The following is a 22,377-nucleotide window of genomic DNA, read 5'->3' on the forward strand; positions in this document are numbered from 1 at the left end:
TAAACTATGGCTCATAAGCATAATTTCTTAAAAAACTTTGAAGAACGGGAAAAGATGTTGCCCTCACTATGGATTCTCGAACGTTTCGGCCTGCGCCCGGGGCAGCATCTGGCTGATTTAGGATGCGGGTACGGATACTTTACTCTCAGGGCCGCCGAAATGACAGGATCGCATGGAAAAATTGAAGCTGTCGATATCGAAAAAGAGAGGCTGGACTTTCTCGAGAGCGCAGCTACTGAGAGACAAGTAGGAGCGCAAATCACCACTTATTTAGCTGTGGGTGAAAACATCCCCCTTCCTGATGCTTGCGTTGAGGCTGCCCTAATTGCGAATGTCCTGCATGAGTTGCACAATCCAGGAGCTTATCTACATGAAGCAAAGCGGATTCTTGAGCGAGAGGGGCAACTGTGGATCGTTGAGTGGCAAAAGAAAGAAACCCCCATGGGGCCGTCCCTTCATGAAAGAAAAAGTGAGGCTGAATGGGAGTCTATTTTATCAGAAGCTGGATTTACCACTGTTTGGACAGAGAAGCTTGAGCCTGCCCACGTGTTAATTAAGGCCAATAAACGCGAATCGAAGGACTTCTTCAAAGGACAATAATTATTTTCCAAAAGAACAATGAGGATATGTGCACACCTCACACTCCAAGCATAAACCGCCGTGACCAAGCTTGGCTATCGCGCTCCTGGTTAAGCGTTCTCCGGTGAGAACCCGAGGAGCCACCAGATCAAAAACCGTAGTCTTAGAATACATTACGCACCCGGGAAGCCCGAGTACCGGGACTTCGCCGAGGTAAGCCAAGAGGAACATCGAGCCGGGTAAAACAGGGGAGCCGTAAGTTATTAATTCTGCTCCCATTTCCTTGACCGCAGTAGGAGTGACATCATCCGGGTCGACCGACATGCCGCCGGTCACCAGGATTATTTCGGCCCCTGAGGTCAAATGCTCGCGAATGCGTTCCTGAATCATAAAGACATCATCATCAGCAAAAGTCTGCCCTATCACGTCTGAGCCCCAACTAGTTACTTTAGCGCGCACTATCGGCCCGAATTTATCCTGGATGCGCCCGTGATAAATTTCACTTCCGGTGGTCACGACCCCAACCTTCCACTTTTTGAGTCTTTTAACATGGATAATGGGTTCAGGAAAAGTCTGAGCCAGACGTTCCGCTTCAGCCACAATCTTCTCCTCAATCATTAAAGGTACGACCCGTGTGCCGGCCAGTTTTTGCCCGGCTGTAACAGGCCGGTGGTTGTGGAGAGTAGCCAGAACTATATATTCCAAGGAGTTAAGGGTCAAGATCCCCTCAGGATCAGCATATAAAAGTCCGTCATAGGCCGCAGTTAAATTCACTTTTCCCTCTTTCGGAGAACTGAGTTCAATACCAGAGCCTGATACGGCTTGAGCTAGGCGCTGGGCGGCATCATCCTCATGCACCAACCCCTTAGTTTGATCCCACACGTAAATGTGTTCTTTGCCCATGCTTAACAGCACAGGGATATCCTCTGCCTGTACAATGTGGCCCTTGCGAAAGCGGGGGCCTTTGCTCTGTCCGGGAATAATCTGGGTCATGTCGTGGACGAGAACTGCTCCGACTGCGTCCTCTACTCTTATTTTTTCCATTGTCTGTCCTCCTTTACAAATGGGAAGGCATACTCATTTCTAAGCATACCCCGGTTTCAGTTTGCTGAAACGGCCGTGGCCCATGGGAACAATCCTTTAGGAGCCAGGGCTCGGGAGTATTGTGCTGCGTGCGTACGGTATGAGCTTCTACTCTGAAAGTAGACCACTAGGTTGACGCAGTGCTTGTACCGGGTTATGGTCTAAAACACGATCCTTGACCACGAGGGTGGTTACCGGGGCTTCACACTCGGCAGTTATATCACAGTAATCGACAGCCCCTACCCGACAGCAAACTGGAATTGGGTCAAGCCCTGCTTCTCCTAATAGTTTAGCGAAATTTTGCGCTTCTGTCATTAGGGTAACGCAAAAAGCTATCCCAATTAATCAAAAATAAGCAAGAGGGATTTCATCCCTCTTGCTATTTTTAGTAGTAATGTAACCAACAGCCTGTTCATTATGCCCGTTAAGAAATAATTTAGATTCATAGAACTGTTAAAGGAATCGGCAGTCCAAATTAATACGGCCAGGGATAAATCTGAACCCCGTTGTTCACAACACAGTTGCGTAAGGCGAAGCCACCGAGGAAGAAAGCCACGGCCAGCGCAGGTAAACCCCAGGTAAAGCTGACCCCTGCGAAAAAGAGATATACACTGAAAACAAGGGGGAAAGCTAATCCGACTAAAGGATAGAGTAGAACGAACCGGGCTTTCTTGAGCATCCTGTGCATTCCTTCTTTGGCCTCGACTGGGCCGTTATGGGTATGCTCCAAGTAAGCCAGGGAAATTCCGAAAACCAGAAGGCTGAGAGCCAAGATACCGCCTGTGAGAGCGGTATAAACTGTACCGCTCTCACTAAATAAGCTTCCTACATAGGAGAGGGCGAGAGCGAAACTGGTTACCAGAAAGAGAAGCGGAAGTGCAGGAGTGTGCCACAGCGGAATAGCAGCAGGCGCTGCCAGCAAGCCTCCGGAAATGATGGGGAACAAGAATCCTGCAATCGCAGCAAGGGCACCGAAGAATACTTGATAAGGAGCAAGGGCTGAGCCAAAGCCGCTTAAACCAAGAAGCTCCGCATATTCAGGGAAAACAAAGAGAATACCGAAAACATAGTTGAGTGCAATTAAGACGACGTCCCAGGATATACCTGATTTTGCAACGTTATTCAAAGAGTAAATGGCATTAAGCGGGCGTTCTAAATCGAAGAATACTAAAAAAGCTCCGGCTATGGCGAACATTACTAACCCACTTAAGACTGACAGACCAACCATGGGCGCAGTTGCCGCAAAAAAGTGGAAGACGAAGGCCAAGGTCATAAGCGCTCCCCCAAAGCCGCCGAAGAGCAAATAGACGGAAACTGGCCATTCATACGCTTCTTGACGTTCCAAGTGCATGGGTTTTGCCATAATTCAATCCCCTCCTTAGTAGATGTAGAATACGCGCGGGTTTGTATCTAAATCCGGTCGCAAAGGCTTGGCCTGTCCGGTGGAAACAGCTTTGGCCACTACGCTTGTTGGATCATCAAGATCCCCTACTATGCGCGAAAGAGTGGGGCAAGTTGATACACACGCAGGCTCCATTCCCCGGGCGATACGGTCTTGACAAAAAGTACACTTATCAATGTGGACATGACCGTGTTGGGCGCTGTCTCCATAAATTTCCTGAGCTTGGCGCACATCGTTTTTGTCATAGACGTAACGGGCATTGTAGGGACAAGCCGCCATACAGGCTTTACATCCTAAGCAGGTGTCATAGTTGACTAAAACAAAACCCTCGTCATTTTTGAATGTTGCTTTGGAAGGACATACCGTCATACATGCCGGCTCATTGCAGTGCATGCAGATTGTGGGGACAAAGTAACGAGAGGTGTTTGGATATTCACCTTTTTGGATATCCATTACCTTGGTCCGCCATTTATCTGACCAATAAGGGGTTTGATTTTCTAAAGCGCAGGCAGCGCTGCAGGCCTGACAGCCTACGCACGAGCGCAAATCTATAACCATTCCATAGCGTGCCATGTTTTTCCCTCCCTTACTTCGTTACTCGCACAGTGAACTCTTGCGAACGGAACGCGCTGACAATAGGCTCAACTTGGTATGGCACCAGTTTGTTAAGTGCAGTTCCTACCCCGGCGCTATTCTTAAGCAGCGGGTTTTCAGTTCCAAATGAGGAAGACATAAATACAGTGTCAGGGCGTACCATGTCCGTAACGAAAGCCTTGATTTGTGCTTTCTGCCCACTTTGCAAGTTTTCTACGGTAACGGTATCCCCGGTTTTAATATTTAACATGGTTGCTTTCTGGGGGTTGATCCAAAGTCCCATAAACTCATCTTCTTTGTTCTTAGAAAGGGCCATGAGAATTGGGTTGTTCGAGTTCGTGGAAGCGTATGACACTGTGGGCACTTTACCATAGGTAAAGTAAAATTCGTCAGGTTTTCTTTCTTGGTTTACTACCGGTGGGAAGTAAACAAGACCTGGATCCCAGTTTACTTTGTATCCTTGCTGCATCACGAAATTAGCAAGCATCAAGGAATAAATCTCAATCCTGCCTGATGGAGTCGGAACCGGTAAATGGCGGGCTATGGCCGCGTGTTCGAGAAGTTTCTCGGCCTTCTCGATAACCAGAACTCCTTGCTCGCGCAGGGTTTGCTCCAGTTTCTCAGGAGTCATGCCAACGACTTTAGCATGATATTTGAAGGAAACATTGCGAAGGGCTTTAGTAAAAGTCTGTTGCCCTTTAACGGCCTTACCCACTTCTTCCTGAATATCCTTAAGGTCATAGCTAGTGATACTAGCGATGGTCTCCATATATTTGTCAAGAGTGCCAAAGCCCATGGCAAAGGCAAAAAGAATATCCGCCGTGCCTTTGGTCTCCGGGTGCGGATCAACAGCACTAAAGCGGGTTGTAATCGCCAGGTCTGTTGAGGGTCCGGCACCATAGATAAAGGGCTCTTCCCTCTCAATATAGTTCTGGTTTGGCAAAATTACGTCCGCATAAGCTGCAGTATCAGAAGGGACAATGTCGATTGCCACTACAACACCCATATTGGGATGTGTTAGTATCTTTTTCCAACGGGACTCAGGATAGAAGTGGCGGACCGGATTCGCGGCATTCATAAGCAAAGCTTTGATTCGATAAGGCTCGCCGTTGAACATAAGCTTGCCTTCGACAGCTTCTTCCAAGCCGAAATCAGAGAACGCGGGGAAAATAACCCCGGGACGCCCAGCTGCCTTCTCCGCCATAGAATGAGCCATGGCAAAAGACGGACGACCGTGTGGCCATTGGCTAGGGTCAAAGAATTTGCCAGCAGCGGCTAACGGGAACTGCAGGCCGGGCAGATTCAGTACCTTAGTCTGCTCCCCTTTCTGCATGTTTTGTACGAAATGCATCAGTTTTTCGCGGTATTCACCGGACATCAACCAGCCGCCCGGTACATCTAAACCGCCCACCAGTGCCTGTACAATCGATTGAACGCGGCGGGTATTTAAGATATTCTCATATCGGGCACCATGCCAGCCCGGATCAACTAAAGCCGGCCGGGTTTGTCCGAATTCAGTCGCAATGCGTTCAATCGTTTCAGCCGCAATTTCGGTTTCTTCAGCGGCCCATGCCGGAGTGAATTTAGCAGATTGCTCCATCATATACTGGAAGATGGTCTTGGGCTTCTGCCCGTTCATCTCAAAGCCTTTGGGAAGCTCTAAGACAGGCTTCAGCTTTTTGCCTTCAACATCGACGGTGTTGGTATTGCTGAATCCGGGTAATTTGCGGACTTCTCCGGAAATCTCATCCAAAACGTAGAAGGCAGTTGGATAGCCTTGTTCATTCGCTTCCATCATCGGCACGACCATGCCTTGATGTTCCACAGCCAGGAAAGGCATATTGGTATGGTTAATGACAAAATCTTTGTCGTAAAGACCTTTGCGCAGCATAACGTGAATCATCGCCAAGAAGAAAGCTGAATCAGTACCTGGTTTAATCGGAAGCCACTCATCAGCTTTGGCTGCCAGCTCAGATTGACGAGGATCTAAGACTACCACTTTCGCGCCCCTCTTCTTCGCTTCAGCAAAGCGAACTAATCGGCTCGTAGAAGCAGCAGCAACCCCGGAGTTGGTCATGGAAAACAGAATATAGTTGGCATTTTCAAAATCGGCCAAAACTTCATCATGGAAATTGAAGTTACCGGTAACCATATCATTGCCTAGGTGGCCGGCAGCTACGCACTGCTGCATTGGCGAAGCCACAATATTCGGGATACCGGTGGAAAAAACGAAAGACAAGGCCAAAGGCATATAGAACACACACGAAGTCCAGCCGCCGACCATGCTCATCTCCCAAGGCTGAACCTGATGTTCCTGTAGTTTTTGCATAACATAACCGAATGCCTCATCCCACGTTGCAGGGCGGAAATTCCATTCCCCTCTTTTCGAACCTTCAACTCGAATCAGAGGAGTTGTCAAACGAGCTGCATCATAAGTTTGACGCAAGCCCGCCTGACCTCTGGCACAGGTTTTTCCGCGGTTGAGTGGACTGTTGGGGTTGCCCTCAATTTTCACAGCAGTTTTCTTGCCGTTTACATTCTTAACCCCGACACGAACGTTACAGACCGTAGAACAGAAATTACAAATGCTTGGCACCCACTCCACATCACGTGAAGAGGTTTTTTGGCGGGCTGCAACATTGCGTTCTTTTATTGTACTCATCCCTATAAACCCCCTTTGTTCGAACTTTCTCTTACAAAGTGAGAATATAGGTTTTTAAAAATTATTGCCAACGACAAAATCAGTCATTTTCTGAGATTATGTAGCAAGTCCTTTATTATCGTAATGAACATGAGCGTTTTCTTAAAATTCCCCTATACCCCGGGAAAGTATCTATCTTATAAACAATAGAAAATAGCCTAACCATGGACGTTGATGAATCCAGACTTTCGTTTAATAACCCAGGGTAAGTGGGTTATTCTGAATTTGAAGGATTAGAATGTAGAAGATATTTTCAACATAGAAGGAGAAAACCAATACAAGGGCGAAATTCAATAAGCAGGAAAAACCGTGGTTTTATTTTATTTTAATTGGATAAGAGGAGACAACAAATGTCTAAGGAAAAGATTATCAGAGATGCTTTCTCCCATATTCCCTTCTGGGAAAATATACCGCCTGCTTTTCTTGAATTTTGCCTTGCTTACGGCAGAGTCCGCCATTACGCCCCGAAGCAATATCTTTTTTTTGCCGGAGATGAGGCAACCAACATTTATTTTTTGTTACAGGGACGGGTTCAGCTCATACTTATGAGTGAATTTACGGAAAAAATATTTCGTGTCCTCCGTCCTCCCCTTATTTTTCCTGAGATTGTTTTAGACGGTAAAACATATCCTTATTCTGCCCTGACGCTTGAAGCAACCGATGTGCTTTCACTTGAGCGACAAAATTTAGTTAAGTTTTTAGAAGAGAATCCATCCTTGCTCTGGAACTTTCTGCATGCCTTGGCGCTTGACCACCGACGGGCCTTGCGCCAAATTAAAAACCTTTCCCTGGGGGATGCCCGCCTGCGACTTGGAGCCAAACTGTTTGCCCTTGCCCATGCGCATGGCCGAAAAGAACAAGAGAATATAATGATCGTAATCCCGCTGTCAGCTACAGAACTTGCCGGTATGTGCGGGCTGGCGCGGGAATCTGTAAGCAGAATCCTGGGAGAATTGAAAGAGACAGGTATTATTGGAATGGAAAAGAGAAAACTATGGATACAAGACATTGGCCGCTTGCGTCAGTGGATACACGAGCGCTCAGAACATTAAGGATTTTGAACGATTAGAACACTATGAGTTTCCGCATGTTAGGACTTGGTTAATTTATAGGCTCTGTCCAAGAAATTGCTAAGCCTTTCCTCGTTATTCCCTTGTTCAAGATAAAGACGCAAAGTCTCCGTTACCCATGTTACCACTTCGTCATCCGCAGCTGTCTGTCCAACCCTGACCGCGAAGCGGGGGTGCCTTCCCACTCTTCCTCCAAGTCTAAGTTCCCAGCCGTTCTCCCCTGCTGTCAGTGTCCCAGAGGGACAGGAACGTGCGCATTCTCCGCATTGTACACAACGCTCAGAGTCAATGCTTATACCTGCATGATTCAAGTTCACTGCTTCTTCTAGGCAGGCTCTGACACACGCCTGACACCCCCTGCAAGCCTCAGAAGTTATCTTCGGAACAAGGTAGGCCAGGACGGCAAAATCCTTTATTTGAGGCTGCGAACAACTATTGAGACAGCCAGCTAAACATATTTTGGGGATATGATGGTAAAGTAAGGTCTTAAACTTGGAGTTTAATCCTTCTTCAAGGCCTAATTCATCTAATGCTTGAGTCAGTTTTAGTTTGAGTGGGTTCCAAGCGCGGACCGCTTTAGTACAATGCGGGCGGCAGTGTTCAAGTTTGTATCCTGTCAGTTGCTCCATTGTTTATCACCCCGAAAGTAGTTTTGAGCATAAAGTCGCTTGCATTTTAGTATCCCATAAATTTTTACATAAAGCTGTGGTTCTAATCACACTTACCCTTTGCAAAACTATAAAAATATCTTACAATAAACATAAAGAAAAGTGTTGATAAGGAGTTTGGATAATGAATTTACATCAGCTTAGAGTTTTCTTTCACGTTGCCCGTTGTCTAAGTTTTTCGAAAGCAAGCGAGGAACTGCATATCAGCCAGCCCGCTGTGTCTGTGCAGGTACGTAAACTTGAAGAAGAAGTTGGGGTTGAATTAATCGAGCAGATCGGGAAGAAGTTATACCTCACAGAACCCGGGAAAATGTTGCAGGAGTATGCTGGCAGAATATTCGCCTCAGAACGCGAAGCGGAAAACATGCTCAATGATTTTAGGGGGCTCAACACGGGTGAACTTGTAATCGGAGCATCCTCAACTTTAGGAACATATTTTGTTCCGGATCTTTTATCTGAATTCCGCCTTCAATTTCCGAAGTTAGAAGTATCGATGAAAATGGGGAATACGGAATGGGCTGAAGAACAAACTTTACGTAATACGGTAGATATGGCCATTGTTGAGGGAGATGTCTCCCACACTACTGAACTTAGTGTAATGCCGTTTTTTAACGATGAGTTGGTGGTGATAGCTTCTCCCACCCACCCTTTGGTGGACCGGGAGCTGACTACCGCTGATTTAGCCGGACAGCCTTTTATTCTGCGGGAACCCGGCTCCAATACACGTAAAATCTTCCGCTCTGCCATGACAGAACGGGAAATCCCCATTCATGTGCTCATGGAATTAGAAAGCCCGGAAGCCATCAAAAGATTGGTATCTTCCGGGGTAGGGTTAAGCGTAGTATCAAAACTTACTTTGGAGTGGGAGGTCTCGTGTGGCCGCTTGACGGTTTTGAACATAACAGACCTCAACCTTGAACGTCATTTTTCAATGGTTTGGCATAAAGACAAAAAGCCGAACAAAGCAATGCAAGCCTTTACGGATTTTGTCTGCCGTTACGCTTCCAGGCACCAGGACTTTTTGAGTGACTGCGAATGTACCAAGCGTCGCCCCTTAAACCCAGTTAAGTAACCCTAAGGATTCAACACAATTAAGCCCTTCCAAACCACTTGGAAGGGCTTAATTGTGTCCGCAAACCGACGACATTTCGAATAAATGCACAGACATTAAAGAGTTATAGTCTCATACTCCTGCATGTATTTGAGCCAATGTCCGGTAGAAATGATACGCCCGGCCTGCAGTTTTTGTTCAAGATCATACCATTCGACCGCAGCGCGGCATACCAAAAGGTCAACTCCCTCCTGTTCAAGCACCTGCAAATACTCCAGTACCGGGGATTCCTTGAGCAAGAGGCGGACACTCTCCCCTAAGAAGAAAATTGCCTTCGGTTTTACAGTCTCTTTACTTAGTCTTTTAATAAACCCTTTCATCATCTTGCGGGCTAAACCAGGGTCCCCGTCCCCTATTCCCTCTCCTTTGAAGATTAACATCTTTTCTGTAAATGAAGCCATTTAACTTACCCCCATTAAGTCTGTTTTGACTATTAAAATAAACATAAAAAAACGGCTTAAAAGCCGCCAAAAGTTAAAAATAAAATGTCTCTTCCCGGTAAGAAAAAGGCTCAACTTAACGCTTGGCAAGTTCAGACTTAAGTTCGGAAATTGACTGTTGCAGAGCCTGTGTTTGAGCTTCATACTGCTTTACTTTACCACCGCCAACGTGAAGGCCGGTTTGCTTGAGAACAAAGCTCTTTTCTTCTTCAAGTTCCTCTAATTCTTCTTCCAGGGCGTTTAGCCGTCTCTCTAAATCTTGGCGGCTTAAATTTTTGAGATCCTCCACCACTGTTCCCTCCTGCTCTTATAGATTTTTTAGTTTTTCTATCGCTATCTCTATTATAATAGAAATATCAACAAGTGGAGTTAGATGTTTTTAACCATAGTTATTTAGAAAATAAATGAGTTTGGTTTAGAATATATTTTCTCAGATATTAGTTATATTTAAAAGAAGCGCCTCAGGAATCTGAAACGCTTGCTACACAAGGATCCAAATTGTATGGTGCGCCACCAGGGATTCGAACCCAGGACCTGCCGATTAAGAGTCGGATGCTCTACCAGCTGAGCTAGTGGCGCACATAAACAACATAATATAGTTTACCTAATTTATTTAATATGATCAAGTACTGTTTTTAATTAAATTTAAGGATTTTGGAGTCAAATCTTAAATTAAGCAGGATTATCTAACCAAGTTTACCTTCTTTCCGCCTTTAGATGTTTCCATTGTCTAATAATTCGGGGCCGCCGTCTTCCAGCAAAGCTGCCAGAAGATCGACAGCAGCTGCGACATCCTCCCCGTCTACCATTTCGGCTGGGCTGTGGACATAGCGAGCAGGTATGGAAATAACTCCGGCTGGGATTCCTCCTTTGGTTAGGTGAATTGCTCCGGAATCTGTGCCGCCCGCTTCTAAGACTTCCCATTGATAAGGGATGTTCTCGCGCGCAGCCACTTCGGCCATCCAGCGTTTTATCTTGGGGGAAGTAACCATGGAACGGTCATAAACTTTAATTGCTGCCCCTTGCCCGAGCTTTACCTCCATCCGGTGAGCCTTGGGAGTATCCCCGGTAAGGGTCACATCCACTGCCAGAGCCAGATCCGGATCAAGGGCATAGGCAGCGGTTTGTGCACCCCTTAACCCCACTTCTTCTTGCACGGTAAAGACAAAAGCCAGCTGATAAGTGGATTTCGTGCGTTTAAGCGCTTCAATAGCTACGAAACAACCGATACGGTCATCCATGGCTTTTGAAGTGAATCTTTTTCCGGATTGCTCAAACTCCCCGGCAAACACTGCCGTATCCCCGACTTCGACCCATTCTTTAGCGCTGGTGCGTGCAGAGGCCCCGATATCTATGTACAGCTTTTCAAGCTTAAGATCTGAAGGCTTGTCGAGTTTCTCCACCCCGATCGTACCCAGACGGTCATTTTTAAATCGGACACGGCGGTGCGGCAATTCAGTGACATGTACTCCCCCGATCGTTGTAAATCTAAGAAACCCATCCTCATCGATGTGAGTAATCATGATCCCGATTTCATCCATATGCGCGGCAATCATGATTTTCTTGCCAGTCCCATTCTTTACGGCAATTAAGTTGCCGAGGGTATCACTAAATATTTCATCACAATATGGACGGATCTCGTCCGTTATAAATTCTGTAATTCCTTCCTCAGAACCGGAAGGACCAAATCCTTGGGTTAGACGTTCAAGAAAATTAAAGTCAAGCGTCGCATAAGTTCTTGTCATCCTCATAACCTCCTCGTATCGAAGTCCTTAGTCCTAAGATATCATCATCTGCTGATTGCCAGCGGCTAACATATTACTAAAGTGTCGTTATTACCGAAGTCAGTGTTGCTTCCTAAAGAACGGATTTGCCGGAATTTCCCGTAAAATCTGATCTATCAGGGATATTAATCCCTGGTAGTCTTTATCTGAGATCACAGAAACCGGAGCATGGATATAGCGGCAAGGCACACTCAAGGCAATCGTTGTTACTCCGGATTTGCTCAGATGAATGCGACCGGCGTCATTTCCTCCACTGCCCCCCCGCCTAAGCTGAAGCGGAATCCCTTTGTGCGCGGCCAATTCAGTTACCAAGCGCACTAATTTAGGGTTATACAAAGTTGATCTGTCCATAACCGAACAAGCTGGGCCTTTTCCCACTTCAGTCACCCACTCATTCTCTTGTCGGTCAAGGGTATCAGCAGCTACCGTGGTCTCGACCACAATGGCGAAATCCGGCTCTGTGTGATAAGCCGCAACCCGTGCACCCCTTAATCCGATCTCTTCCTGCACCGTAAAAGCTGCGATAATTGGGAAATCATACTCATTTTGCAAAATCTCAACCAGGGCTGCGCATCCTACTCGATCATCGAGAGCCTTCCCTTTCCAAAGCCCGTCTCCAAACGCAGCAAACGAAGTTATGAAATATGCATAATCCCCGAGGTTGACCCGTTGGGAAGCCTCGTCCCGGGACTTGGCCCCGATGTCTATGTATAGCTGTTCATAGGTTAAGGCTTTGTGCCGCTCCCCTGCTTTTTGAAGGTGTATTGCTTTGGCTCCGATAACCCCAGTTATATTTTCATTTATTTTTACCGCCTTCGAGACTAAAATACGGGCGTCTATTCCTCCTACCGGCTTAAATTTGAGAAATCCGTCCCCTGTAATATCCGTAACCATCAAAGCAATTTCATCCATATGAGCGGCCAGGAGCACACGCGGCCCCTGCAAGCGGCCTTTCTTCTCGGCAATCAGGTTCCCTATTTTATCAACGAACACCGAATCTACGTACGGACTTATCATTTCTTTGAGTGCTTCCCGCACCGCTTTTTCCGCACCAGAGGCTCCGTTTAGTTCACTGAGTTTCTTTAATAGCATAGGTAACCCTCCAGATCTTCCGGTAAACTTGCGATAAAATAGGCCAAGAGTTTCCCGGAATTCACGACATCATGCAAGTCCAGCGTTTCAACAGAAGTGTGCATATAACGCAACGGAATAGAAACGAGTCCGGTAGGAACCCCTGCCTGTGTGACCTGAATAGCCCAAGCATCTGTTCCAGAAGGGCCGGGAACCGGCTCAGGCTGACAGGGCAAGCGGTGTTCTTTAGCGGCCTCGGTCAAGCCTTTGTAAATTGCAGGGTGAATATTAGGCCCGAGAGCCACTGCCGGCCCTTTCCCCAGCTCAATATTAACCACACCCTTCGTATCCGGGGTACTGCCATGTGTAACATCGATCGCGATCGCCAAGTCAGGATTAATGGTGTACGCACTTGTCAAAGCGCCGCGGATTCCGACTTCCTCTTGGGCCGTGGTGACAGCAATCACATCGTGCACATGGTAAAGTGAGTTGAGTTCTTCCAGGCAGACAGCCATTACCGCTACTCCTGCCCGGTCATCGAGAGATTTCCCGGCAAAAAGATTATTTAAGAGATCATATCCCTGACGGCGTAATGTTACAGTATCTCCTATCTGGATCAAGCTGTTGGCTTTAGAGAAAGAGATCCCTACATCAATGCCGAGATCATCGAGCTTAAAAGCTTCCTCACTGCTGCCTGTTTGAATGTGCGGGGGAATGGCTCCGATTATCCCTAAGATATCTTCTTGGCCGTGAATTATCACTTCTTGCCCGACAAGAGTGCGCGGATCGACCCCGCCGATAGTGGTGAAACGCAGAAACCCGCTACGGTCGATTTCTTTGACCATCAGACCGATTTCGTCCATATGAGCAGACAACATCACTTTAAATCGGCGGCTTGTTCCCTTTTTTAAGGAATAAACATTACCAAAGCGATCAGAGCGTACTTCATCAGACAATTCCCGGAACTTTTCTATGACAAGGGGAGCTAGGGAAAACTCATATCCGGAAACCCCATACCCCTCGGAAATTTTTCTAATAAATTCTTTGGTCCGCTGCAATTGTGAATTGGACATGAATCGAACCCTCCTTACAGCGCCAGATTAAGAATTCCTTCAGCATAAATGCGCGCTGTTAACATCAAGTTGTCCACTGTAATATTTTCATCGGCACAATGAATCAATTCCGGTTCCCCGGGCAAGACAGGGCCAAACGCAACTCCCTGGGCTAAGGCTTTCGCATAAGTACCACCCCCGATGGCAAACGCATAAGGCTCGAACCCGGTTACATCTGCATACGCCTTTAACAGAGACTTAACAAGCGGGCTGTCCTTAGGAACATGATGTGCTTTTTGATGGCTTAAAACCCTTAGACTCAAGCCCGCACTCTCTATTTTAGTCTTAACAAATTTAATTAATTCCTCTCCGTTTGTGCTCACAGGGTAGCGAATATCAAGCACAACACGCATTCCGGCAGGGGATAGCTCAAAGATACCGAGATTGAGGGTTAGCTTCCCCGAAATTTCATCTTCAAGGGCTAGGTCCAACCCTTCCCCATAGAAAGACTTACCGGGGTGTTCAAGGAGCCAGCGTATCAACTCCTGCTCTGAAGACTCCAAGGGCATAGTTCTTAAAAACTGTAGGGCATAGTTAACTGCGTTTTTCCCTTTCTGGGGCAGACTGCCATGGGCACCGATTCCGCGTACTGTTAATTGAATCTCTCCGGCTGTCTCTTGGGCACTAGCTGACACTTCCTCCGGAAAACTGTAACTGTTAATCTTTTCTTCAATTATATTTAACGGAATTCCTTGTAAATTCACTTTACAGGAGTCAGGGACGATATTAGGCCGCTCTCCCCCACGCATTTCTTGTATGTACTTTAGTTCAGGAGCAGGTTTGCTCAATTCGAGATGCAAGATCCCTTTCTCAGCATGAATCAGCGGAAATTCAGCGTCAGGGGCGAATCCGGCTTGCGGCAGCCCTTCTTGCGCTTCGTAGTGCTTAAGGTCTTCCCATTCGCCAGATTCTTCGCTCGTGCCTAAAATTAAACGGACTTTTTTCCTTAGGGAATACTTAGAATCAAGTATGGCCTTCATGGCGAAAAGGGCAGCTAAAGTAGGACCTTTGTCGTCCAGAGCTCCCCTCCCATAAATGCGGCCTTCGTGCAGGTTTCCGCCGTAAGGAGGGAAAGTCCAGCCTTCCCCTGCCGGAACTACGTCAAGGTGTCCGAGAATTCCTATTATCTCTTCCCCGTGTCCCAGCTCAATATGTCCGGCATAACCGTCGATGTTTTTGACCTTAAACCCTAAATCGTGCCCTAAGGACAAAGTCCAAGCCAAAGCTTGTTTAATTCCTAAACCAAAAGGCGCTCCTGTTTCGGCCCGGTCTTTAACGCTTTGAATTCTAATGCATGCCTGAACAGCCTGAACGAGGTCGCTCTGGAGAAGATCAATTTCCCGCTGCAAACGCATGAATTCTTCCCTCCTTGTGCTAAAAACATTTTCTAAGAAAATCCTTACACATCCATTCCTTAATTTTATAAGCTTATCTATCCTAGCATACCCAACTTAGCTCCCTAAGTTGTAATTATTTAAGGCGGGACAAAAGTAACCTTTACGGTTGAACCCTTGTTTACAACTTTACCGGGGGTCAGGCTTTGTTTTACAGCTAAACCACTGCCCTCAAACTCAAAGCGCAATTCGAGTTTGCCTAACATCTCTCCTGCCTGCCTGACGGTAACCCCTGTTAGATTCGGCACTACAACTTCATTTGCGGCAGGAGGCCGCTCGGGAACTGCAAGTTCGGGTGTTGTCCTGACAGGAGGATCTGTGGGGGAAAGATTAACGGTGCTGGGAGTGTCTTTGGCGACAGGAATTCCATAATACTGGAGGGCGCCTTCCAGTATTTTTTGCGCCCGGGGTCCTGCTAAGGTTCCTCCTTGGTGCACTTCTCCCTTAGGGGTATCAATTACTATGAGCACAGAAATCTTAGGATTGTCTGCAGGGGCAAAAGCGACAAAGGATGCCACAAAATCTGTTTTGGAATACTCCCCGGTTTGCGGATCGACCTTTTGCGCAGTCCCGGTCTTACCCGCCACTTTAACTCCGGGGATCTTAGCTAAGCCGCCTGTGCCCTCATCCACTACTTTGGTCATGATTTCATTCATTTGCTCAGCCGTGGCTTTGGAAACAGCCTGTCTTACAACTTGGGGCTTGTTCTGTTGAACAACGGAGTTCATCGGGGAAAGTATTTTTTCTACAATATACGGTTTATAAAGAGTACCGCCGTTGGCAATGGCTCCGACTGCGTTCAACAATTGTATCGGGGTCACAAGATTTGTTTGTCCGAAAGACATTGTTGCCAGATCAATGTCACGCGCCCGATCCCTGGGCAGAAGCAGACCGCTTTCTTCCCCGGTAATGTCGACCCCGGTTTTAGTTCCAAAGCCGAAAGCTTTAAGGAAGGTGTAAAAATTATCAAGACCCAGTTTCATACCTACTTGAGCCAATACCACATTGGAGGAAAGCTTCATGCCTTCGGTGAAAGTAACACTGCCATGCGGTTTTAGATCTGAGTCCCAGTTCATAATTATGCGGTTTTTTATCTTGAGATATCCCGGATCATCAAAGAGATCATCCGGGTTGATTACACCTTCTTCCAGAGCGGCAGCACCGGTAATACTTTTGAAAGTTGAGCCGGGCTCGTAAACTAAGCTGATACCTAAAGGGCGCCTGTCTTCAGGATTGCTTTCAGTGTAAGTATTCGGGTTAAAGGTAGGACGGGAGCCCATGCCTAAGATTTTTCCGCTCATAGGATCCATAGCCAAGATAGTGACACTTTTAGCTTTGGTCGTTTGCATTAAGTCGTCTAACTGTTGTTCAATTAAATGTTGGATTGTTGAATCAAGGGTTAGCACGAGACTGTTGCCCGCCAGCGCAGGCTTGTTCGGCTGGGAAACATTTGCATTTGAACTTACCGCCTGCTCCTGAGCCAGATAACCGGGTTTGCCAAAAAGCTCGGTATCATAATAAGACTCAAGTCCTTCAACCCCATGGCCGGTCATATTTACAATTCCTAAAACGGAAGCGCCTAAACTATCCATCGGATAAACTCTTTGTTCCTCATCTTCAAAACCAACACCGGGGATTTTAAGTAGAGCGATTTCCTCAGCTTTAGCTACGTCTACCTGGCGCGCCAGGCTTACCCAGGAGAGATTTTTATTTAACTTAACTAAGACTTCATTCGGGTCAAGGTTTAAGATTTCCCCCAATTCCTTAGCTATTTCTGCTTTCGAAGAAGGTTCCCCTTTGGCATTATTAAGTTGATTCTTACTTGCTAATTCTGTAAGCATATTCGGATCGGCAAAAACAAGTTTAACAGGTATACTTTGAGCCAGAACATTCCCTTGGGCATCAAGAATTGCCCCCCTCTGGGGGAGAATACTTTTGGCTGAAGTTCTACGCTCAACCCCAAGCATCTTTAGATCAGAAGACTGAACAACCTGCAGCCAGAACAGTCTTCCCAGCACTATGAGCGCAATCACGAATAACACTATGTAAACCAAGTACTCCTTGGAAAAACTCCCTTGTATCCCGCTACTCTTCAAATCGACCCTTCTTCCTTATGGACGTTCATCTTATTATAACATCTTCAGTACATGAATGGACAGGCATCCGTTAGGTCACCTTTTGCACTTAAGCTTCATAAATTGGTATGCAAGAAGGAGGTGACAAAGATGAATACTCCTCAGGAAATCGCTACCCGCATAACCATTGCCTGGCTTCATGCATTTGCAGTCATTACCAAGGAGTTGGGTCATGTAGAGCAGCATGTGCCTACTTCTAAAGAAGTAAGTGAGTTTTTCATAGAAATTCACCGCTCGGTGCAAAAGACCAATGAGTAAGAACTAAGCAGGATCTACATAGTAACTAAATTATGAACCCACGTTTTTCTTAACTATCGATGGCACTTGTTGAGCCACCTTGCTAAGAAATACGTGGGTTTACTCTTATTATTTCCTGTCACTCTAAAAGCATGCAGTTCATTTTAATGTATTTTTATGTAAAAATGGAAAAGCCACAGGGATGCTGCAGCTTTTCTCTAAAATACTGTTAATCATTTGTATCTTAAGATTTCGAGATGTCAAGCACTCATAAGATTAAGAGAAGATTAAGATGAAGATGCCTTAGTAACGGGGTGGAATTTCCAAACGTTGTCCGGGATAAATAAGATTAGGATTACCTAAGCGGTTATAACCGGCTAATTCTCTCCAGTCAAGGCCATGACATTTTGCAATTTTATACACGGTTTCTCCTTTGCGGACAACGTGAACCATACGCCGGGGCCGGGGCTCGATGTCTACATCAAATTCAGTTTGCTCAAAATGGCCGGGCATGAAGGGAGCCCCATATTCTGTTCTGGTAGCATGAATCGTTTCAGCCATGCCAGGGCCAGCGTAACCGCTTACTTCAAAACCAGGCATTGTCGGTCCAACGTGCATAAAATGCCCAGGTGTCGGGACATAACCTGCAGCCTCACCGGCAGCCGGTCCCTGCATCATCATTTGGCCTTCCGGCATCATTTGGCCTTGTGGCATCTGTTGCGGCATAAAAGCGTGAGCAGCAAAAGCATTAACTGGCTGGCGCTTTCCGAAAAACATATCTTTATTCCTCCTTAACTCCATAAGACATTGATCTCTAGTGCAAGGTAGAAGATCCCTTTTCTGATATCAAATTATGGAAAATAAGGATGATCGTGCCTGTACGATCCGTATTTTAGTAATTTTTCTTAATCTCCCCCAACACGGAACGCAAAATATTCGGAAGCCCGTAGAAATTGCTCCCTGCTCCATACCCTGTTGCCAAAAGCTTCATCGCGGGGAAAGAACCCTGTTTGGTTAAGACTTTAATCAGAGCAGCCCCGGTTGGGGTTATTAATTCTCCGGTAATCCCAGAATCCATAAATTCAAAGCCGGATAAAAGTTCTAGAGCAGCCGGCGCAGGTACAGGCAGGATTCCGTGGGCACATTTCACAAAACCGCGCGACCAGGGCAGGACCGGTACGACGATTTGTTCAATTTCTAAGCTGTCTAGTGCGATGCAAGTGCCGACAATATCAATTATCGAATCCACAGCACCGACTTCATGGAAATGTACTTCTTCCCTCGTAATCCCGTGGACACAGGCCTCAGCCTCAGCCAGAGCCCGGAAAACACTTACAGAGGTTTCCTTCACCTTGTCGCTTAAAGCTCCTTTAACAATCATGTGTTCAATATCAACGAGGTGGCGGTGGCTGACATCTTCTGTAACCTTGACCTCAAGGTGTACAGAATCAATCCCTTCCACCTCTACCCTCTCTGTCTTAAGCTCAAAACCGGACAGCCCGCATGATGCTAGTTTGTCTTGCAATTCTCCGGGATCAACTCCTAAGGCCAGTAGGGAGCCAAGAGCCATATCCCCGCTCATCCCTGCAAAAGCATCCCAATATAATACGCGCAAAAGTTATTTCCCCTTCCTGTAATAAAGATTGAGACGTCTCAGGATTGCTGCGGCCAGGGAAGCAGCGCCAAAACCATTGTCAATATTCACCACGCCGATTCCGGAAGCACAACTGTTTAGCATGCTTAACAGAGCAGCCAGGCCTTGAAAATTAGCGCCGTAACCGACACTTGTAGGTACTGCTACTACCGGCTGTTCCACCAGCCCTCCGACAACACTGGCCAAAGCCCCTTCCATACCCGCGACTACTATAATGACATCTGCTTCATGTAATTGATCCCTGGTATCAAGAATTCTGTGCAAACCTGCAACCCCAACATCGAACAGAGTTGAAACCTTAAATCCCAGATACCGGGCAGTCAGGACAGCCTCTTGTGCCACCGGCAAATCGGCGGTACCGGCTGTAATCACAAGTATCTTACCGTTGTGCATAGGGTCTGAAGGTGGATGGAGCAGAAAACAACGGGCCATAGGGTCATAATAACCTTCCGGGAAATGAGCGAGTACAACTTCCGCTTTGGCGGGATCCAGTCTGGTAGCCAGGACATTCGGAGCAGCTGCTCCTAAGCGTTCAATAATACTTACTATCTGGGCAGGGGTTTTCCCCTGGCAAAAGATCACTTCAGGCTGGCCGGTCCGCAGGGTCCGGTGGTGATCAAGCCGGGCAAAGCCAATATTTTCAGCGGGAAAATCCTTGAGCTTGGCTAAGGCATCTTCGATCGAATCTACTCCCTGCTGCACTGAAATTAGAATTTCTGCGAGCCTCTCTTCGTTCATAAAACACCCTTCCTATGGGTTTAAACTGCCTGACCGGATACTCTCCAAGTCCAGGGTAATATAGCGCAAACCCAGTTTGTTTAGTTCCTTAACTATTTCTTCTCTGTGTTCCAATAGTAGAGCAAACTGTGCAGACGGGATTTCAATACGGGCAACATTACCATGAAAGCGCACCCGGCGCTCTGTAAAACCAAGGAGAGTAAGAACTTGTTCAGCCACAGCCACTTTTGTCAGAATTTCCGGAGTAATTCTGTCCCCGAAAGGAACTCTGGAAGCCAGACAGGCTTGGGCAGGTTTGTCCCAATTAGGTAAACCACGTCTGTGTGCCAATAGCCTGATTTCATCTTTAGTTAAGCCTACCGCCAGCATTGGGCTGGTAACTCCAAGTTCACGCAACGCTTGTAAGCCAGGGCGAAAATCTCCCTGGTCTGACATATTTGAACCTTCCACAATGCGGTAGCCGAGCCTGTCTGCTTTACCTTTAAGGAGAGAGAATAATGCGCGTTTACAGTAGTAGCAGCGCTGGGGTGAGTTTTCCACAAAATCGTTTTCAGCAAAAATATCAAATTCCAGAACCCTAAACGCAAAGTCCAGCCCGGCTGCAAATTCCTGCGCCTCTTTTTCCTCTGCTGCCGCCAGCATTGCTCCTTTGACAAAAAGAGCTAAAGAGTTCTCTCCTAAGGTTTCTTTGGCAACTGCCATCAAATAAGTTGAATCCACTCCTCCGGAATAGGCAACTGCGACTTTGCCCAAGCTCTTTAAGATTTCAATAAGTTTTTTCTCTTTACCCAAAGCCGCTGTGATATCAGCTTTATCAGCTTGCACTCTGCCCACTTCCTCTCAAGTATAGCACCATTCTACCCAAACAAAAGCACACAGTCAAAATCCAGTATACCCCATGCAGCATGAATGCGTCACCAACATGGATTTAATCGGTGGGATGATTAATATGTTTCAAGGTAGACGAGAAGAGACAGAGCCTAAGCCCTGTCCCTTAGTGTAATTTCCAATTAAGTTCAATGCGGTTGAATTAACCGTTTTTCCAGGAGACTCCGAAGCCCCCCCGTGGATATCCCCATAAAATGTTGCCAAACGGACAGCCGATACGGCAGGTGCCACATTCCAAACAGCCCTCATATCCGACAGCGATGCGTTTTTCTTCTTCATCCCAGTCATAGACATGAGCCGGACAGATGCGGGTGCAAGGCTTATCCTGACATTGCTTGAGGCAGACCTCCGGATCAGCAATTTTAATGTGGTTTAACTTGTCTGTGTTAAACCGGACTAAATATAATTTATCATCTAATTTCATTTCAGCGCCCTCCATGCCCCGAAGAGGTCTCCAATTAACGCACTCTTGGAGCGATGCTCAAAGACCATCTTCATGATTTGTTTTTGACGCTCTTTCTTCGATGTTTCATCTGCAGTGAAGAACATTCTGGCCGCATTCATCATGACTTCCGGATACACTTTGAAGAAGTGCGGATTGTCCTCAAAAAAGCCGGTAACCTTGCGATACTTGTGCAGGTCTTTCACGACAAAGGAATCGCGCAGACGAGTGTCGTACACGCTCATAGCCTGAGCGCTCACATCTCCTGCTTGAATCGCCTGAGCTGCCACTTCCCCGGCAATCTTACCGGAAGTCATAGCTAAGTTTGACCCTTCGCGGTGGAGGCCATTAACGAGCATAGCTGTATCCCCGACTACCATAACCCCTTGGCGGTGAAGCTTTGGCATTGCGTTATAGCCGCCCTCAGGAATCAAGTGCCCTAGGTACTCTTTTGTTTCTCCGCCTTGAATGAGGCGTTTGACGTATGGTTTAGCTTTGAAAGACTCTAACAGGTCGTTGGGAGTCCATTTTTTGCGGGTAAGGGGTTCAAGCAAAGCTCCAACACCCACAGACAAAGAGTCCTTATTGGTATAGATAAAAGCCGTTCCCAACATACCGTCCGTAGAATCCCCAAAAAGTTCAATTGTCGCGCCTTGTCCGGGTTCAAGACAGAAACGGTCTTCGAGTTTCTCTTGCGGGAGTTGGATAATCTCTTTGACTGCTATGGCTACAGTATCAGGGCGCATTTGGGGAGCCAACCCGGCTTTTTTGGCAATGAAAGCATTAACGCCTTCGGCCAAAATTACAACCTTCGCTCCCAAATCCCCTTCAGCCCGACCGGTGCGCACGCCGACCACATTATCCCCTTTGTAGAGGAGGTCTTCCACGACGGTTTCGGTGATGATCATCACACCGGCTTTTTCTGCTTGCTGACCAAGCCACTTGTCGAACTTAACCCTAAGCACAGTATGGGCGTTATAAGGTGGTTCACCCCAGGCAGGGTCGCGATAGGCTGCGGCAAAGATCTCATCTCCGCTTAAGAAACCATAGCGCTGTTCAATCACCGGACGCTCTACCGGAGCTTCTTTCCAGAACTCGGGAATGATAGCTTCAGTAGCTCTGCTATAGAGGACACCGCCCATGACGTTTTTAGTTCCAGGATATTCTCCACGCTCGATAACAACCGTTTTCATGCCTGCTCTGGCAGCACTGATTGCGGCAGCCAAGCCGGCCGGACCGCCGCCAACGACGATCACATCAAAGTTTTCCACTTT

Annotated in this window: 23 protein-coding genes, 1 tRNA gene and 1 riboswitch; of the genes, 4 read left to right on the plus strand and 20 right to left on the minus strand. The window is 46.9% G+C overall.

All coding sequences use genetic code 11. The features are described 5' to 3' along the window. Positions 1-6: 6 nt before the first annotated feature. The gene (locus tag ACYQ2N_RS21030) at positions 7-600 is read left to right on the plus strand and encodes a class I SAM-dependent methyltransferase (RefSeq protein ID WP_460001393.1); all 594 of its coding nucleotides are present in this window, start codon (positions 7-9) and stop codon (positions 598-600) included. Here ACYQ2N_RS21030 and ACYQ2N_RS21035 read toward each other — a convergent pair whose 3' ends face one another. The 5 genes from ACYQ2N_RS21035 to ACYQ2N_RS21055 form a co-directional block, all read right to left on the minus strand. Further along, positions 601-1,623: a molybdopterin-binding protein gene (locus tag ACYQ2N_RS21035; RefSeq protein ID WP_460001394.1), complete on the minus strand. Its 1,023-nt coding sequence runs from the start codon at positions 1,621-1,623 to the stop codon at positions 601-603. Further along, positions 1,616-1,751, minus strand: a riboswitch (molybdenum cofactor riboswitch). (Overlaps the previous gene by 8 nt.) Before the next feature lie 19 nt (positions 1,752-1,770). After that, positions 1,771-2,004: a DUF1847 domain-containing protein gene (locus ACYQ2N_RS21040; RefSeq protein WP_460001771.1), complete on the minus strand. Its 234-nt coding sequence runs from the start codon at positions 2,002-2,004 to the stop codon at positions 1,771-1,773. A 133-nt stretch (positions 2,005-2,137) separates the two neighbouring features. Next, positions 2,138-3,025 (minus strand): NrfD/PsrC family molybdoenzyme membrane anchor subunit, encoded by an 888-nt coding sequence (gene nrfD, locus ACYQ2N_RS21045; protein ID WP_460001395.1) that lies wholly within the window; start codon positions 3,023-3,025, stop codon positions 2,138-2,140. 15 nt (positions 3,026-3,040) lie between these two features. Further along, positions 3,041-3,637, minus strand: a complete 597-nt coding sequence (locus tag ACYQ2N_RS21050; RefSeq protein WP_460001396.1) for a 4Fe-4S dicluster domain-containing protein — start codon at positions 3,635-3,637, stop codon at positions 3,041-3,043. A gap of 13 nt (positions 3,638-3,650) precedes the next feature. Further along, positions 3,651-6,320, minus strand: a complete 2,670-nt coding sequence (locus ACYQ2N_RS21055; protein ID WP_460001397.1) for a molybdopterin-dependent oxidoreductase — start codon at positions 6,318-6,320, stop codon at positions 3,651-3,653. A 389-nt stretch (positions 6,321-6,709) separates the two neighbouring features. Between ACYQ2N_RS21055 and ACYQ2N_RS21060 the strand changes: the two genes are divergently transcribed. Continuing rightward, positions 6,710-7,411 (plus strand): Crp/Fnr family transcriptional regulator, encoded by a 702-nt coding sequence (locus tag ACYQ2N_RS21060; protein WP_460001398.1) that lies wholly within the window; start codon positions 6,710-6,712, stop codon positions 7,409-7,411. 38 nt (positions 7,412-7,449) lie between these two features. Here the strand turns inward: ACYQ2N_RS21060 and ACYQ2N_RS21065 are convergent, their stop codons facing one another. Further along, the gene (locus ACYQ2N_RS21065) at positions 7,450-8,058 is read right to left on the minus strand and encodes a 4Fe-4S binding protein (protein ID WP_460001399.1); all 609 of its coding nucleotides are present in this window, start codon (positions 8,056-8,058) and stop codon (positions 7,450-7,452) included. A gap of 163 nt (positions 8,059-8,221) precedes the next feature. Here ACYQ2N_RS21065 and ACYQ2N_RS21070 point away from each other — a divergent pair, with 163 nt between their 5' ends. Then, positions 8,222-9,169, plus strand: coding sequence for a LysR family transcriptional regulator (locus ACYQ2N_RS21070; protein ID WP_460001400.1), 948 nt, complete (start codon positions 8,222-8,224; stop codon positions 9,167-9,169). Between the two features lie 95 nt (positions 9,170-9,264). Here the strand turns inward: ACYQ2N_RS21070 and ACYQ2N_RS21075 are convergent, their stop codons facing one another. From ACYQ2N_RS21075 to ACYQ2N_RS21110, 8 genes are all read right to left on the minus strand, one after another. Continuing rightward, complete coding sequence (locus ACYQ2N_RS21075; RefSeq protein ID WP_460001401.1) at positions 9,265-9,609, minus strand: DsrE family protein; 345 nt, start codon at positions 9,607-9,609, stop codon at positions 9,265-9,267. Between the two features lie 115 nt (positions 9,610-9,724). Then, on the minus strand, positions 9,725-9,937 hold the full coding sequence (locus ACYQ2N_RS21080; protein ID WP_460001402.1) for a hypothetical protein: 213 nt from the start codon (positions 9,935-9,937) through the stop codon (positions 9,725-9,727). Positions 9,938-10,151: 214 nt separating this feature from the next. Then, positions 10,152-10,227: transfer RNA gene (locus tag ACYQ2N_RS21085), tRNA-Lys, on the minus strand. Between the two features lie 134 nt (positions 10,228-10,361). Next, complete coding sequence (locus ACYQ2N_RS21090; protein WP_460001403.1) at positions 10,362-11,393, minus strand: M42 family metallopeptidase; 1,032 nt, start codon at positions 11,391-11,393, stop codon at positions 10,362-10,364. Between the two features lie 99 nt (positions 11,394-11,492). After that, positions 11,493-12,524: a M42 family metallopeptidase gene (locus tag ACYQ2N_RS21095; RefSeq protein WP_460001404.1), complete on the minus strand. Its 1,032-nt coding sequence runs from the start codon at positions 12,522-12,524 to the stop codon at positions 11,493-11,495. Next, positions 12,515-13,576, minus strand: a complete 1,062-nt coding sequence (locus ACYQ2N_RS21100) for a zinc-binding metallopeptidase family protein (RefSeq protein ID WP_460001405.1) — start codon at positions 13,574-13,576, stop codon at positions 12,515-12,517. The genes ACYQ2N_RS21095 and ACYQ2N_RS21100 overlap by 10 nt, the downstream gene beginning before the upstream one ends. Positions 13,577-13,590: 14 nt before the next feature. After that, positions 13,591-14,970, minus strand: a complete 1,380-nt coding sequence (gene pepV, locus ACYQ2N_RS21105) for a dipeptidase PepV (RefSeq protein WP_460001406.1) — start codon at positions 14,968-14,970, stop codon at positions 13,591-13,593. A gap of 119 nt (positions 14,971-15,089) precedes the next feature. Continuing rightward, the gene (locus tag ACYQ2N_RS21110) at positions 15,090-17,063 is read right to left on the minus strand and encodes a penicillin-binding protein (RefSeq protein WP_460001407.1); all 1,974 of its coding nucleotides are present in this window, start codon (positions 17,061-17,063) and stop codon (positions 15,090-15,092) included. A gap of 171 nt (positions 17,064-17,234) precedes the next feature. Here ACYQ2N_RS21110 and ACYQ2N_RS21115 point away from each other — a divergent pair, with 171 nt between their 5' ends. Further along, complete coding sequence (locus ACYQ2N_RS21115; RefSeq protein WP_460001409.1) at positions 17,235-17,402, plus strand: hypothetical protein; 168 nt, start codon at positions 17,235-17,237, stop codon at positions 17,400-17,402. Positions 17,403-17,684: 282 nt separating this feature from the next. Here the strand turns inward: ACYQ2N_RS21115 and ACYQ2N_RS21120 are convergent, their stop codons facing one another. The 6 genes from ACYQ2N_RS21120 to ACYQ2N_RS21145 all read right to left on the minus strand — a co-directional run bounded on the left by ACYQ2N_RS21120 (position 17,685) and on the right by ACYQ2N_RS21145 (position 22,374). Further along, positions 17,685-18,158: a LysM peptidoglycan-binding domain-containing protein gene (locus tag ACYQ2N_RS21120; protein WP_460001410.1), complete on the minus strand. Its 474-nt coding sequence runs from the start codon at positions 18,156-18,158 to the stop codon at positions 17,685-17,687. Between the two features lie 115 nt (positions 18,159-18,273). Further along, positions 18,274-18,996, minus strand: a complete 723-nt coding sequence (gene larC / locus ACYQ2N_RS21125) for a nickel pincer cofactor biosynthesis protein LarC (RefSeq protein ID WP_460001411.1) — start codon at positions 18,994-18,996, stop codon at positions 18,274-18,276. A 3-nt stretch (positions 18,997-18,999) separates the two neighbouring features. Beyond that, positions 19,000-19,773, minus strand: a complete 774-nt coding sequence (gene larB / locus ACYQ2N_RS21130; RefSeq protein WP_460001412.1) for a nickel pincer cofactor biosynthesis protein LarB — start codon at positions 19,771-19,773, stop codon at positions 19,000-19,002. 12 nt (positions 19,774-19,785) lie between these two features. Further along, on the minus strand, positions 19,786-20,598 hold the full coding sequence (gene larE, locus ACYQ2N_RS21135; protein ID WP_460001413.1) for an ATP-dependent sacrificial sulfur transferase LarE: 813 nt from the start codon (positions 20,596-20,598) through the stop codon (positions 19,786-19,788). Between the two features lie 205 nt (positions 20,599-20,803). After that, complete coding sequence (locus tag ACYQ2N_RS21140) at positions 20,804-21,085, minus strand: ferredoxin family protein (RefSeq protein WP_460001414.1); 282 nt, start codon at positions 21,083-21,085, stop codon at positions 20,804-20,806. After that, complete coding sequence (locus tag ACYQ2N_RS21145; protein ID WP_460001415.1) at positions 21,082-22,374, minus strand: FAD-dependent oxidoreductase; 1,293 nt, start codon at positions 22,372-22,374, stop codon at positions 21,082-21,084. Before ACYQ2N_RS21145 ends, ACYQ2N_RS21140 begins: the two co-directional genes overlap by 4 nt. Positions 22,375-22,377: the final 3 nt, after the last annotated feature.

It is taken from the genome of Paradesulfitobacterium aromaticivorans (assembly GCF_054657415.1).

What these genes read in the sequence shown, in the direction of transcription:
- ACYQ2N_RS21030 (WP_460001393.1), top strand. Translation starts at nt 7, where the DNA reads ATGGCTCATAAGCATAATTTCTTAAAAAACTTTGAAGAACGGGAAAAG.
- ACYQ2N_RS21035 (WP_460001394.1), bottom strand. Translation starts at nt 1,623, where the DNA reads ATGGAAAAAATAAGAGTAGAGGACGCAGTCGGAGCAGTTCTCGTCCAC.
- nrfD (WP_460001395.1), bottom strand. Translation starts at nt 3,025, where the DNA reads ATGGCAAAACCCATGCACTTGGAACGTCAAGAAGCGTATGAATGGCCA.
- ACYQ2N_RS21050 (WP_460001396.1), bottom strand. Translation starts at nt 3,637, where the DNA reads ATGGCACGCTATGGAATGGTTATAGATTTGCGCTCGTGCGTAGGCTGT.
- ACYQ2N_RS21055 (WP_460001397.1), bottom strand. Translation starts at nt 6,320, where the DNA reads ATGAGTACAATAAAAGAACGCAATGTTGCAGCCCGCCAAAAAACCTCT.
- ACYQ2N_RS21060 (WP_460001398.1), top strand. Translation starts at nt 6,710, where the DNA reads ATGTCTAAGGAAAAGATTATCAGAGATGCTTTCTCCCATATTCCCTTC.
- ACYQ2N_RS21065 (WP_460001399.1), bottom strand. Translation starts at nt 8,058, where the DNA reads ATGGAGCAACTGACAGGATACAAACTTGAACACTGCCGCCCGCATTGT.
- ACYQ2N_RS21070 (WP_460001400.1), top strand. Translation starts at nt 8,222, where the DNA reads ATGAATTTACATCAGCTTAGAGTTTTCTTTCACGTTGCCCGTTGTCTA.
- ACYQ2N_RS21075 (WP_460001401.1), bottom strand. Translation starts at nt 9,609, where the DNA reads ATGGCTTCATTTACAGAAAAGATGTTAATCTTCAAAGGAGAGGGAATA.
- ACYQ2N_RS21090 (WP_460001403.1), bottom strand. Translation starts at nt 11,393, where the DNA reads ATGACAAGAACTTATGCGACGCTTGACTTTAATTTTCTTGAACGTCTA.
- ACYQ2N_RS21095 (WP_460001404.1), bottom strand. Translation starts at nt 12,524, where the DNA reads ATGCTATTAAAGAAACTCAGTGAACTAAACGGAGCCTCTGGTGCGGAA.
- ACYQ2N_RS21100 (WP_460001405.1), bottom strand. Translation starts at nt 13,576, where the DNA reads ATGTCCAATTCACAATTGCAGCGGACCAAAGAATTTATTAGAAAAATT.
- pepV (WP_460001406.1), bottom strand. Translation starts at nt 14,970, where the DNA reads ATGCGTTTGCAGCGGGAAATTGATCTTCTCCAGAGCGACCTCGTTCAG.
- ACYQ2N_RS21115 (WP_460001409.1), top strand. Translation starts at nt 17,235, where the DNA reads ATGAATACTCCTCAGGAAATCGCTACCCGCATAACCATTGCCTGGCTT.
- ACYQ2N_RS21120 (WP_460001410.1), bottom strand. Translation starts at nt 18,158, where the DNA reads ATGTTTTTCGGAAAGCGCCAGCCAGTTAATGCTTTTGCTGCTCACGCT.
- larB (WP_460001412.1), bottom strand. Translation starts at nt 19,773, where the DNA reads ATGAACGAAGAGAGGCTCGCAGAAATTCTAATTTCAGTGCAGCAGGGA.
- ACYQ2N_RS21140 (WP_460001414.1), bottom strand. Translation starts at nt 21,085, where the DNA reads ATGAAATTAGATGATAAATTATATTTAGTCCGGTTTAACACAGACAAG.